This window comes from Streptomyces sp. CNZ301 (assembly GCF_004217425.1).
In genome coordinates, this window is the sequence record NZ_SHLG01000001.1 from 3,990,019 (window position 1) to 4,002,628 (window position 12,610).

Annotated in this window: 14 protein-coding genes and 1 pseudogene; 2 read left to right on the top strand and 13 right to left on the bottom strand. The window is 65.7% G+C overall.

Annotation, left to right across the window (positions count from 1 at the left end):
• Window positions 1-3: 3 nt before the first annotated feature.
• From EV375_RS17200 to EV375_RS17255, 12 genes and pseudogenes are all read right to left on the bottom strand, one after another.
• Window positions 4-225, bottom strand: coding sequence for an excisionase family DNA-binding protein (locus EV375_RS17200; RefSeq protein ID WP_130300207.1), 222 nt, complete (start codon window positions 223-225; stop codon window positions 4-6).
• Entirely contained in the window at window positions 218-1,594 is a 1,377-nt protein-coding gene (locus tag EV375_RS17205) for a replication initiator (protein ID WP_486588531.1), read from the bottom strand. Before EV375_RS17205 ends, EV375_RS17200 begins: the two co-directional genes overlap by 8 nt.
• A 116-nt stretch (window positions 1,595-1,710) precedes the next feature.
• Window positions 1,711-2,001 (bottom strand): SpdD protein, encoded by a 291-nt coding sequence (locus EV375_RS17210; RefSeq protein ID WP_130300208.1) that lies wholly within the window; start codon window positions 1,999-2,001, stop codon window positions 1,711-1,713.
• Between the two features lie 16 nt (window positions 2,002-2,017).
• On the bottom strand, window positions 2,018-2,212 hold the full coding sequence (locus tag EV375_RS17215; RefSeq protein ID WP_130300209.1) for a hypothetical protein: 195 nt from the start codon (window positions 2,210-2,212) through the stop codon (window positions 2,018-2,020).
• A gap of 16 nt (window positions 2,213-2,228) precedes the next feature.
• Window positions 2,229-2,420: a mobile element transfer protein gene (locus tag EV375_RS17220; protein WP_130300210.1), complete on the bottom strand. Its 192-nt coding sequence runs from the start codon at window positions 2,418-2,420 to the stop codon at window positions 2,229-2,231.
• On the bottom strand, window positions 2,420-2,605 hold the full coding sequence (locus EV375_RS17225) for a hypothetical protein (RefSeq protein ID WP_130300211.1): 186 nt from the start codon (window positions 2,603-2,605) through the stop codon (window positions 2,420-2,422). The genes EV375_RS17220 and EV375_RS17225 overlap by 1 nt, the downstream gene beginning before the upstream one ends.
• Window positions 2,606-2,621: 16 nt before the next feature.
• Complete coding sequence (locus EV375_RS17230; protein WP_486588532.1) at window positions 2,622-3,317, bottom strand: DUF2637 domain-containing protein; 696 nt, start codon at window positions 3,315-3,317, stop codon at window positions 2,622-2,624.
• Between the two features lie 90 nt (window positions 3,318-3,407).
• A pseudogene (locus EV375_RS17235) lies at window positions 3,408-4,780 on the bottom strand (FtsK/SpoIIIE domain-containing protein).
• Window positions 4,781-4,784: 4 nt separating this feature from the next.
• Window positions 4,785-5,135 (bottom strand): SCO3933 family regulatory protein, encoded by a 351-nt coding sequence (locus EV375_RS17240; RefSeq protein ID WP_130300214.1) that lies wholly within the window; start codon window positions 5,133-5,135, stop codon window positions 4,785-4,787.
• Between the two features lie 131 nt (window positions 5,136-5,266).
• Window positions 5,267-5,995: a GntR family transcriptional regulator gene (locus EV375_RS17245; protein WP_130300215.1), complete on the bottom strand. Its 729-nt coding sequence runs from the start codon at window positions 5,993-5,995 to the stop codon at window positions 5,267-5,269.
• Between the two features lie 117 nt (window positions 5,996-6,112).
• On the bottom strand, window positions 6,113-6,565 hold the full coding sequence (locus EV375_RS17250) for an ATP-binding protein (RefSeq protein WP_130300216.1): 453 nt from the start codon (window positions 6,563-6,565) through the stop codon (window positions 6,113-6,115).
• A 293-nt stretch (window positions 6,566-6,858) separates the two neighbouring features.
• A complete protein-coding gene (locus tag EV375_RS17255) occupies window positions 6,859-7,599 on the bottom strand; it encodes a GntR family transcriptional regulator (protein WP_130300217.1) in 741 nt (246 codons plus the stop codon).
• 80 nt (window positions 7,600-7,679) lie between these two features.
• Here EV375_RS17255 and EV375_RS17260 point away from each other — a divergent pair, with 80 nt between their 5' ends.
• Window positions 7,680-8,810, top strand: coding sequence for a DUF1152 domain-containing protein (locus EV375_RS17260; RefSeq protein WP_130300218.1), 1,131 nt, complete (start codon window positions 7,680-7,682; stop codon window positions 8,808-8,810).
• A 15-nt stretch (window positions 8,811-8,825) separates the two neighbouring features.
• Here EV375_RS17260 and EV375_RS17265 read toward each other — a convergent pair whose 3' ends face one another.
• Entirely contained in the window at window positions 8,826-10,652 is a 1,827-nt protein-coding gene (locus EV375_RS17265; protein WP_486588746.1) for an IS481 family transposase, read from the bottom strand.
• Between the two features lie 475 nt (window positions 10,653-11,127).
• Between EV375_RS17265 and EV375_RS17270 the strand changes: the two genes are divergently transcribed.
• Window positions 11,128-12,507 (top strand): hypothetical protein, encoded by a 1,380-nt coding sequence (locus EV375_RS17270; RefSeq protein ID WP_130300219.1) that lies wholly within the window; start codon window positions 11,128-11,130, stop codon window positions 12,505-12,507.
• Window positions 12,508-12,610: the final 103 nt, after the last annotated feature.

Genomic DNA, 12,610 nt, shown 5'->3' on the forward strand with positions numbered 1-12,610 from the left:
CCCCTATGCCGCTACCGAGGAACGACGCAGTCGGGCAACGTACGCGGGCACGGCATCTGCCGGCACCCTCCGAAGCCGCCCCACCGTCACGGACTCGATCTGGCCTTCGCTGACGAGCTTGAAGCACGTCGTACGCCCAATACGAAGCCGGCGTGCTGCCTCTTCGACAGTCAGGAGGACCAAGGTGCCTTCCGTTCCCACGGCTGCACCGTGTCGTTCACTCATCGGTGGACCTTCCTTCCGTGTTGAGGGCGGCCGTTGCGGGTTCAGCGAGTGAGGCAGACAGCCATTGCTCGGTCGGGCTGAGGCCGGTTCCGACGAAGGACCAGTGCGCGAGGACGAGCGTCGTCTCTTCGCGAGAGCCGTTGTTGTCCACGGGCTGTGGATGGTTTTCGCCGCGTGCGATGGCGGCTTGGAGCCGGCGCCATTCGGCGCGGGCGTTGCGGAGTGCGCCGAGGGTGGTGGAGTAGCGCCGGGTCTTGGTGGAGAAGTGGCCGCGGAAGCCGAGCATGTGAGCCCAGGCCCGTAGCCGTAGGTGAGCCAGGTCCTTACGCGCACCGAGGGCCCAGGCCGTGCGGATCATCCGCTCCGCGTGTGGACTGATGTCGAGCTGGGCCAGCTCGGCGACGAACTTCAGTCGACGGTCGAGCGTGCCGGTAGCGGTCTCGGCGCCTTTGGTGGCGTACTTGGCGATGTACGCGGCCACCGCGCGATCCGTCAGCTCCTGCCCGCCGTCGAAGTCCGGGCCGTGGATGGTGCGTACGTCGAGCTGGCGGCCGAAGGTGAAGGAGTGCGTCCGACCGTCGATGACCGGGCCGGCCACTCTCGTTCGTTGAGCGGCAGCGTGGATGGCGTCGGTCAGCAGCTCAGCGGTTGCCCAGGCCGGAGGCGAACTGTCCCCGCCGGTCGGGCCGTCGAGACGGATGACGGCGTGGAAGTGGACGGCGCCGCGCTTCTGGTATTCGGCGACCTTGGCGAAGGAGACGCGGGCGAAGTGCCGGAACGCGCGCTGCGTCAGCCCGGCTCGCTTGGCGACCTCACGGCGCAGGTAGATGGTGAAGCGCCGCCAGAGCATCCCGGCATGCGCGTTCCACAGCACCGCGGCTTCGTAGTCGTAGGAGTCGGGATCGAGCGGCCTGCCGAGAGCGTCGTCGTCCTGGTCGTGACGGTTGCCGCATCGGCACGGACGTACTGAACCACCGCTACCGCAAGGCCGGTTGTGGACCGGACCGAAGCTCGGAGCGGTGAACGTGGCGAAGACCCGCGGATGCGAGGTGACCGTCTCGGGTGTGCCTTTGCCGCCGCGGAGACCGGCGGTGATCAGATGGAAGGTGTCACGGCGGTAGGTCTCCGCGCAGGCCGCACAACGGGTAGTACGCCGGTTGCCGCACCGCACCAGGAGGTGACCGGCAGGCATGTCCTGGGAGTTGAGGCGGCGCAGCGCGGCGCCGATCTCACCGGTAGTGGTGTTGACCCGGTGCTCGGAGCGGTTCCCGGCAAGACGTACCGGTCGCGTACAGCCGCCCAGGGTCTCCAGTTGCCGCATGAGGCCGGCCAGATGACCTGATGAGGCGAGCGCCCCCAGCTCCGTCACGGGAGGCGCAGGGTTTCGGGTAGTAATGGGTCTTGTCCTTTCGGTTTCGGTCGGGAGGTCCGTGCCTGCCGGGGCGGCGGGATGCTTGGCGGTATCGATGCCGCCCCGGAGGCCGTTCAGCGGCGAGTGCCGCTGTTCAGGAGTGAGCGCAGCACCAGGGCCGCGATGGAGACGGAGACCGCGGTGACGGCAACGGTGGCCAAAAGCGCGGTCAGGACGACGCCGACCACGAGGACGGCACCGACGGCTCCGGCGCCGAGCCCCAGGTACGGGGCGACGGAACCGCTCGCGGCACGCGCAGCAGGGAGAGGGCTGTGTTGCTCGGCAGGCCGGCCGACCGGAGAGCCCTCGTACACCGCGGGGGCCGAGGGAGTGTGCTGAGTTTCGGGAAGTCGCGGACGGAGCATGGTCGTTGCTCTCCTCTCAGTCGTGGGTGCCGTTGATCACGTCGACGCCGGTGCCAGTGCCGGACTCGATCGACGAGGCAAGGAAGGTGTCGGCGAGGTAGAAGCCGAAGAGGGCGATCACGACAGCCACCCACAGGCGGATGCCGAGGAACTTGATCGCGGCCCAGGCGATCACGCCCAGGACGAAGACGAGCGGAAGGCTGACGGTCACGGTTGCCGGGCTCCCTTCAGCGGACGGGGCAGCGGTGTGTGCGGGCGGCGAGCTCGGCGGCGGCACGCGAGTCGTAGTCGGCAGAGAAGCCGCAGCGCGGGGAAGTGCAGGCCGCGGTGTGCTTCTCCCGGCCGCGGTTGTCATAGGCGGTGCCGACCTGGACCGGGCCGACGCGGGTCACGCGGCGGAAGCGGCGGTTGAGGGGCATCAGCAGGTCTCTCCTTCTCCGGTGAAGTCGTCGGTGTGGTCGATCAGCCAGCGGCGGATTTCGCGGGCTTCGTGTTCGTCGGCGGTCAGGACGACCGGTTCGGCAATGAGCCAGGCATCGACGAGCCGGTTCTGTCGGGTGAGTTGGGCCGCGCGCTCCAGGGCGCGCAGGGTGGTCGGGTGCATGCGGTACTCCGGTCGTTCAGGTCAGGTGGGCGGCGACGGCTTCGGCGAGTGGCGCCGGCACGCCGAGTCGGGCGCGGAGGGTCGCGATGTCGATGGCTTCTCCGGTTCGTTGGTGGTGGTCGTCGGCGAGCTTTCGGGCGTGCTCGACGAGGGCGGCAGGCAGGTTGGGGGCGGGGGTGCGTGGTTCCGCGGGAGGTAGCGGCTCCGTCTCAGCAGCGGCGGAGGGTTCGCCAACCGGTCCGGAGACCGGCTCCGAAGGTGCGAGCGGCTTCGGCTCGGCAGCCGCAGCGCTGAACTCGACTTCATCGGCCGCGCGTTCCGCAGCAGCAGTAGGTTCGGCGCCGCTGTCCTCTCCTCCGTGCGCGAGGAGCGTCCCGCCGAGGAAGGCCACGGCAGGCCAGCCGGCGACGACGATGCGAAGCCAGGCGGGCACGTTGTCGAGGTCGAGCAGTCCGGCGGTGGCGACGTTGGCGCCGAGCGACGCGGTCAGGGCGACGAGGAACCAGCACCAGCCGGCCGCTTTGGCCTCTCCTGATCGGAGGCGTCGCCATGCGGCGACCAGGAGCAGGTCGACGGACACGGGGTAGGCCCAGGCCTTCCAGCCGTCCTGGCCCGCGGCCGAGGCCAGGTCGTGCAGGTGCGCGAAGGACAGCGCAGCGGCGATGACGGCCTGTACCAGTACGGCGTCCACGCGTACGGACAAGATGCGCACGACTCGGCTCCTCCCGTGTTCGGGCATGGCTGGGGTAGGGAACTGGCGCGAGACGGTCGCGCCGACCGGATTCGGGGAAGGGGAAGTTGCTCAGCCTGTGACGGGCCGAGGCTTGATCATTGAGACGGGCTCTTCGGTCGGCGAGGCTGAGGAATGCGGCCGAAGCGCTCCAGTGACGGGATCTCCGGAGCGAGGCCGGCTGTGTCCCGGCACACCGCGGCAGCGTCCGAGAGGGACAGGTAAGGAGTTCGAACCCGGGTCCAGCCGCCGGACGTGTCACCCACGACCGCGAGTCCTGGCAGCTCCGGTGCGATGGCGGAGGCTGTCTCGACTGCTTCCGGCGCGATGTCGCCGAGCGCCATCTTGGCCGACGCCTCGTCGTTGACGCGGTGGCACACACGCCCCGTGAGTTGAGCCCGCAGCATGGTCGCGCCCTTGCCCAGTTCAGCCCCGAAGCGCTGACCACATACCTCCAGGTAGATGCCGGCGGCGCGGCCCAGTTGGGCGAGACGGATGAGCTGGGTGACCATCTCGTCCCGCCGTTCCTCGTCCTTGCGCGTGGCGACGAGGAAGAGCTCCGCCACCTCGTCGACGAACAGCACGATCGGGACCGGGCGTACGGCTTCCGGCAGCCCCCATATGTCAGAGGTGATCTCCTCGTCGGGCGTCGAAGAGGCAATGCCCTGACGGGACTTGATCAGGTCGTAACGGTCCTCCATCTCTTTGACGAGTACAGGCAGCAGCTCCGCCGCCTGGCCCTGATCGGTGGCCAGCGCGGAGAGCCGAGGCGCGAACGGGGCAAGCTCCACCCCGCGCTTGCAATCGATCCCGACGAGGGCAACCGGCTGTTTCGCCAGCTCCGTCACCAGGTTCCGCAGGAACATCGACTTCCCCGACAGCGTGGCGCCGAGGACGAGTTCATGCGGAACAGTCCGGTAGTCGCGTATGAAGGCCGTTGCGTCCTCCCTGAGCGCCACCGGCACCGCCAGCGGACCACCGCCGAGACGACGCGGCATCTTCACGTCTCGCAACACGTCGAAGCCGACCAACCTCAGTTCGACGACGCCCGGCTTGATCTCCCGGACGTGCACCGCATGGACACCCCACGCATGCCGAAGCCGTTCGCACGAGGCGGCCACATCGATCGGCTCCTGCCCCGGTGCGAGACGCAGCCGAACCCGAAGACCGGTCGACGTGGGACGCATCAACCCCCGCCGCGGCGGCACCGGACGGACTTCCCGCCGAGTGGTGGTCCGGACGGCCAGTGCACGCAGCCGTGACGGCTCGACCGTCAGCCCGCAGGCGTCCATCGTGGAGCCGTAGGTCGTCAGGAATCGCGCAACCGAGACCGGCAGGCCCACGGTCGACCAGTAGACGGCGGGATGCGCCTTCCGGGCATAGGCCGCTCCCCCGGCGACGGCGAGCGGCCCACCCAGCTCCAGCAGAGTCGTGAGCTCGGGCACGAGGTCAGCCCTCCTGCCCGGCGTCGAAACTCCCCGGCACAACGGCAGCGGCACGGTAGGCGATGCCGTGCCGTGCCTGCCCGTTGAAGACGCTCTCCCACGGCCGAGCGATCAGACCCGGAAGCGAGACAGGCCCACCGACGGCCAGGCCGTCCGACACCCCGCTCTCCGGCACCGTCACCGCGATGAGAGACGACTCCCCCTCGTCGATGTAGACGACGCCCAACTTCATCAGCGCTTCGCCGCTGACTGCGTCCTTGGCGATCTCGCCGGTCTGACGGTCCTTGACCTTCGGCTCCGGTGCTTCGGTCATCAGGATCGTCGCGGACGAGGTCTCGACACGGATCACACGCACAGAACTTCTCCTTGAGTAGATGCCTGCCAGTTCCTGACAGGTTGACTTAGCAAGTATGAAACTACGGTTGCCAGGTTGACTTGTCAAGTGACTGCTGGGGGAGTGGCTCCTACGGGAGAACGGAGGCGGCGTCAGCCCAAGCGGTAGGTGTCTTCGAGCTCCTGCCGGTCAGCCGGCAGCAGCACGTCACTGACCTGCAAGGCCCGACCGGACGCATCGCGGGCGATCACCAGCACACTCAAGACCGGCTCCCCTGCAGGCAGTTGCAGCAGATCCCTCTCGTCCTTGCTTGGGATGCGAGCTGAGACGCGCTCTGTGACGTGATCGAAGTGAACCTTCTTCCGAGCTTCGAGATGCTGCCGCAATCCTTCCTGCAACGGCTCGGAACTGGTCAGCTCAGTGCCCTCGACGAGAGGAACAGGAAAGTACGAGGACGCCAACTCAACAGGCTCACCGGCTTCCTCCACGAGCATCCGACGAGCGAGAACCTTGGTCCGTTTCGGCACCCCAAGGGCCGACGCGACTCGCGGCGGGACGGGAACCCGGGTGACCTCCACAAGACGCCCGGACGTCTGCGACTCAGCACGCTCCAGCGTCTGCCGGCCCCGCTGATCCTTCTCCTGCACTACCTCCGGACGACCCCGGACGATGGTGCCGTAACCCTGCCGGGACTCCAGCCAGCCATCCCGCTTGAGAAGTTCCAGGGCGCGCACCACCGTGGGCCGTGACATGCCGAAGGCCTGAACGAGCTGATTCTCACTGGGCACGAGCGTCCCGGACGGGTACGTACCGTCTTCGATGCGGCTCTGAAGCGTCTGCGCCAGCCGCACGTACTTCGGTGCAGCCACTTCGTACGCCATAGCCGCCGCCCTGTCGGAGTTAAAGAAGCCAAGTCAACTGGTCAACCAGACTAGCTTGCTTTCTGCCGTGCAAGAAAGCTTTGCTTGCACGGCAGAAAGCAGACACCCACCCGGCCTTCACGACTTCCAGGCATGGTCAACCAAGAAGGACACGACCACTCCCCCATACCGACCGACGCCGACCGTCCACGAATCCGACAGTTCATCGACCAGCGCGAGCCCGCGCCCATGGGCTTCGTCGGCGGCAGCATGACGCATGCGCACACGCGAGGGGAGGCCAGGGTTATGCACGTCGACCTGAAGGGCGTCTCCCCTCCGCCACCACTCGACCCGCACTCGCCAAGGCTCTTCCGCCTCCCCGTACAGGACCGCGTTCGTCACGAGCTCAGAGATCATTAAGACGCAGTCGTCGAGTGAGCAATCAAGCTCGCATGGCTCCGTGAACTTGCGGAACCAGCGTCGCGCCCGCGGAACGGACTCGGGCACCGGATACAAGGTCATCGATCCGACGGGCGTCCGATCCTGGCCCGAGTCCTGGCAGGCATGCATTCCATTGCTGGCATCGCTCATTCCCGTCCCTACTCCCTACCGGTGCCGTCGCAGTCCAGACAGCGCCGCTTGGACGTAGCGCGAGCGCGGCCGGCAGCAGTTGAGAGCGCCAGAGACGAGCGGGAGCCCACGTGCTTCCACCCACGCCCGCGACACCTGCGGCATGGCACCGCAGTGTTGGGCTTCTCTAACGAGTCCCGCCGTCGGCTCACGCCCGTGCCCCCTTCAACTCCGAAGTGGCATTAGCCACTTCAGTGGATAGTGGCATTAGCCACTTCGAAGCGCAAGCGGCCAGGCGAGATCGACTCGTCTCTCTACCGGATCGGGTAGCCCTGCTCGAAGGCCCAACGACCGGGCGGATACGTGGCTTCGGCGAACTCCAGAGGTCGGTCCTGGAGGTCATAGACCACGTGATGGACGATCAGAACGGCGGAGCCCGCCTCCAAGTCGAGGTCAGCCAACTCGTCTTCCGTACCCAGACGAGCGCACATCCGGTCCTCGGCATAACTGCCCTGTCGTCCCGTCATGTTCTCGACGTACATGAGCGTGCCCTCACGGATACGGTCAGCGTCCCGGAGCTTCGGGGCCCGCTCACCGACGTCTGACGCGAACCACGACGTGGACAACGTGATCGGCCCGGACTCGTTGTTGGTTACCCGTCGGCGATGCACTGCTCGGCTGCCGACCCGGATGTTCAGCGCATCGGCGACGTGTGCAGGAGCTTCGAGCCATCCCGCCGAGGTGATCACGGCATACTCACCAGGCGTGTAGATCTTCCCCGTCTGACGGGCCCGGCCGTACAACTCCCGAGCCCGCCGGTTCACTTCGAGCCCGCGCACGTAAGTCCCGGAGCCTTGGCGCTTCTCAACGAGCCCTTGCTGCTTCAGCGCTTCCAAGGACCTGGCGGCCGTCGGACGGGATACGCCCCAGTCGACCGACAACTGCCGTTCGGAGGGCACCTCGTCTCCAGGGCGCAGATCTCCACGCAAGATCTGATCGCGGATGTGGTGCGCGATCTGCAAGTACTTGGGCTGGGCCTCTTCGATCTGCGGCACCGGGTCCCCTCCCCAAAGTGGCTATTACATCTGGCCACTATAGGAGGAGTGGCTAACAACAGAACCCGTACGCTGACGCAGTGACCCGCTTGATCGTTGCCGCAGGAGGAGGGGGCGACGCAGTCGCCGCCGCGATGCTCGACGCCGCCGTGCACGGACATGAGAGCCGAGCGGTGATCCTCACCTACGCCTGGGACCGGCTACTGATCGACCCCGTGCCGGGCCCGAGAGGACCGGCCAACTTCAATGGCCTGGGCTCTCTTACGCCCAATGTGTACGCGGTGCCGGCCGAAGCCGAACCGGTAGCGCCCGCAGGTTCCACACTCCCCCGACTGGCAGCCGAACTGCCTCACACCTTCGCCCTGATCGACCCGCACCAGGGTGTCCGCGGCATCACCCGCCAACTCGAAGAACTCATCGAGCACCTGAATCCGGAGTCGATCGATCTGCTCGACGTCGGTGGCGACATCCTCGCCCAGGGCGACGAACCCACGCTTCGCAGCCCGCTCGCCGACGCCCTCACGCTGGCCGCATGCTGCCAACTCAACGCCCCTGTACGGCTCCTTATCGCCGGCCCCGGGCTCGACGGCGAACTCCCCGCCGACGACCTCCGCCCACTCCTCGGCCAGCTCGTCGTCACCCTCACCGCAGATCACGTCGAACCCATCAGCTCCGTACTCGAATGGCACCCCTCAGAGGCCACAGCGATACTCGCTGCCACAGCACGAGGCATCCGCGGCCAGTGCGAGATCCGAGACGCAGGACTCCCCGTTCCCCTCACCGACGAGAGCCCCACCGTCCACGAGGCCGACCTGGACGGCGCGTTGAGCCGCAACCGGCTCGCCCGAGCAGTGCTGTCCACCGCCACCCTCGACGAGGCCGAACAGCACAGCCGTGAGATCTGCGGATACTCCGAGATCGACTACGAACGCAACAAGGCCGCTTGGCTCGGCAGCCAACCGGAACAGCAACTCGACCCCGCCACAGTGATTCACCAGCTCGACGAGTTCGAAGCCCAAGCCCGCCAACGCGGCGCCACCCACACCACGTTCCGCCGAATCACAGAAGCCCTCGCCTACAGCGGCGACCAACGCCCCGAGCTACGGAAACTGCTGCTCAACAGCCGCCCGGAGCAGTACGCGCCCCCACTTTGGCGCATCCGCGCGGCGTGTCTAGTCCCAGGTGATGCGCGACGTTCTGATCCCGGGTGATGCTTGACGGTGGGCCTAGACAACATCACTGCCTTGGTAGGGCTTGTCCGCTTTGATGTGGCGGACGGGGAGGTCGGTGGTGCGCCGGATCACGCGGGCCTGGCCGTCCAGCTCAACAGTGATCGTGGACTCCGACACATGGACGGTCACGGTCTGCCCTGCATACGTCCGTCCCAGGGAGACCACCTGACGGCAGACCATGATCGTGCCCTGGCTGCTGATCCGCCGCTGTACACGCACCGGCTCCACTCGCGGCCGGGGCGGCGGACCGGCCGGACGAAGCCCCCGCAGCCGCTGGACCTCCCCGGGACTGAGCGGGTTGGGCCGCACCCGCAGCAGCTCCCGCGAGGACGGATCGAAGAACGACAACGTCTCCCCCTCGATCCGCACGCTCAGCTGCCGACCACCCAGAATCTCCGCCGCCAGCACCTGATGCCCGCCCAGGCTCACCACTCCGCTGTTGTTGACCAACCGGTCCACCTCGAAAGCCACCGCATCCTCAGCCGGAAGCGGTGCCGGCCCCGCAGCACGCCCGCCCCGGGCCGCCAGCTGTCCCAGATCGGCCACCGACAAGTGCGAACGCACCGTCTTGATCCGCGCCCCGGCGATCAGTAGATGGATCACCTGGGTGTCGGCCCAGAACGTCACCGTCAGCCCCGACCGGGCCGGCCCCAGCCAGAACTGCTTGCCCGCCACCTGCAGATTCCCGCTCGCAGGCACCACCCGCTCGAACTCCACGGGACCACCGTGCTCCCACGGCGCCGTCTCCGGGGGATCGGCCGGCGCCGACACCACCACCTCCACCGGATCCGGGATCACAGGAGCAGACTGCTGCTGCGGCGCCAGTGCAAGCGCGCCCGGCACCCGCACTCCCAGGACACCCCGCTCCTGCTCGGGAACCGAAGCGAACCGGTCTGCCGGAGACTGCATCTCCAACGCCTGATGCGGCCGGAGAGTGTTGTACTCCTCCACCCACGCATCCAGCGCCATCTGAGCTGACTCGATGCTCTCGAACACGCCACAGTCATCGAGGAGTTCACGCCGCAGCGTCTGATGGAACCGCTCCACCTTGCCCGTTGTGGTCGGGGACGCCGGCTGCGTGAGCCGGTGCGCAATCCCGTTCTCCCGGCAGATCCGGTCGAAGAGCACCTCACCGCCCTGCCCGAATCGGTCGGTGAACTGCTTGCCGTTGTCCGTCAGCACCTCCTCGGGCACTCCGAACCTCTGCAATGCCCGAGCGAAGGCCGCGCAGACCGCCCGTCCTGTCGCCCGCCCGACCACGCACGCGATCACGCAGTACCGGGAGTGATCATCTACACCGGTCACGACCTTCGCCTCGGACAACTCGCCCGTGAGCGGGTCGACCAGCATCACCCCGCCGACGATGTCCATCTGCCACAACTGCATCGGACGATCCCGCTGCCAGCGCTTGTAATCCGACCGCTTCCGTCGCCGAGCCCCCGGCTCCACCAGCCCATGCCGCAGCAAGATCCGATACACCGTCATCCGCGACGGCGCCGGGCTCACCGCTTCGGCCCGCTCCAGCACATGAGCGATCCGCACCGGGCCCCACCGAGGATGCTTGCGCCGCAGCTCACACACCGCCGCCTCCACCTCCGCGGAAGCCTGATGCGGACACGAAACCGGCTTGCGCGAGCGGTCCACCAAACCCGCCAACCCCGCGGCCGCATAACGCGACTTCCAGCCGCTGACCGTCTGCCGCGACACCCCCAGCCCAGCGGCAACCTCCGTCACCGTCGCGCCCGCCAGCACGGCCAGGACAGCCCGGTATCTCTGCTCGACGACCGACAACTCCACCAGCGCCAATCCCAGCCTCCCCACACGCGCCGCAACGACGCGCACAGAAAGACCGATCACGGCCACTGTCAACCATCAGCTGGGACCGAAGCGTCAAGCATCTACCGGGACAGGACACGCATCCGCGCGGCGACTGAGTAACAACCTTCCTTACGCCTTCAAGGGCTCGCTCCGCTCGCCGCGCGGCCCGGCTTGCCGCCGGGCCGACGCTCATGTCTCCGCCCCGCTCCGGCCCGGCCGCCGGCCCGCGCGCGGTGACGAGCCACAAGAAGAGGGCACCATCGTGGCTGGGACGGCCGCCTCCACGGCTTTACGGAGCCAGTTTGGAGCGAGCCTCTACGATCATGGCCCAGATCGGGCTACTGCGGGCAGGCGAGGAGCCAGCCCGATTCGCGGAAGCGTAAGGGCCATGATCTCTCACTCCAAACCAGCTCCACCCCAAAGCCGTTCCACCGACCGCGACTCGCAGATACCCTGTATCACAACCGGAGGGGAAAGCATGGGCGCACAAGAACACGAAGATGACTGGGTAGAAGCCGACGCCGCCGTCGAAGACGAGGAACGCGAAGGTGAGTCGCCCACTCCCACCCAAAGCGCTGAAGAACGGCGACTGATCAGAAAGCTAGCTGAGTACGATATTGGCCTTCAGGCCACAGGGAATTCCACCCTGGAATTTACTGCAAATCCAAAGTGGAATAGCAGTTCCTCGAAAATGGTAGTGCATCTACCCAGGAAGAATACTATAGACCTTCTCGCTCAATTTGACAAAGACATCGTCTTGTCGACCAAGTGGGCCGCAATAGCAATCCCCGAGGATGGGTATTTTGAGGTACTTGTTAGTCCGACACATGGTTCGCTCATGCCCCGCTTTTTATACAATCGCCTGAGCAGACTTATGCAGGATGACATTGATTCTCCGTGCGTCATCCACGATACTCAAGACTATCCCTCACTTTCCTTCTACTCAGGGAAAGATGCACCCGAGGCGTCAAGATTGCATTTGCGTGGTGACGACGTTTGCCTGGAGGTATCTGGCCCATCGCCGGCATGCCATGTTCTGGCGAACGTAGGCTTCCGGGCAGTGCCGAGAAATCCGATCTCAGTTCGCGTTTTCCATAATCAAGCAATGTCGCTAAGAAGCTTGGAATCCACTACTGAGCCGATCATCAACTCTCTACTGTATGAGATGGATGTACGGAACAATCTCAACATGCGACCCGTTCCGTGGCCCAGCCAGGCCGAGCGGCGTAGGCCGGCCGACCGCAGACGGCCAGAACGCATTGTACGGTTCCCAGAGATCAAGGTGGAACCGGAGGTCTCCGTGCTATTCAGATTTGCGGGAAGCGCGACGGGTAACCCACCGTTGGCATTTCTATCTTATTACCAGGTGCTCGAAAACTATTTCCCAATCGCGGGCAGGAAGAGTGCACTCCGCAAGCTTGAGCTAGAACTCGCGGACCCTAAATTTAGCCGCCGTTCAGACAAATGGCTCATTCGCCTCTTGACGATTGGTGAAAATGCAGCAGCGGCTTCAGAGTCAACTGTACTGAAAATGCTCTTGGACGAATTCGTTCGCGAGGATCAATTGGTCCAATTCTTCACAGAGGGGAATTGGGGAAAGTACTTTACCAAGAGTGGCCCGATTCAAGGAATCAAGGAGAATATAAATGTGGAGAATCGACAGATTCCATTGGCGCATCAGGTAGCAGAGCGCATTTATAGAATCAGAAACAGGATTGTTCATGCCAAGGATGATCCTAAATACCAGGAAATCCCTGTACTACTCCCCCAAAGCGCAGAGGCCGAAGCGCTATGGCCGGATATCGACCTGGTGCGTTTGCTGGCGTGTGAGGTGATCCTCAGCTCCCAGGTTCGCTAGGGAGCTGCGGCACAGCACTGAAGTACAGCAACCTCCGATGCATAAATCTCGCTCCGTCGGCCTGCCCGTTGCGACCAACGGGCACAACAGTCGCTGAGGTCAT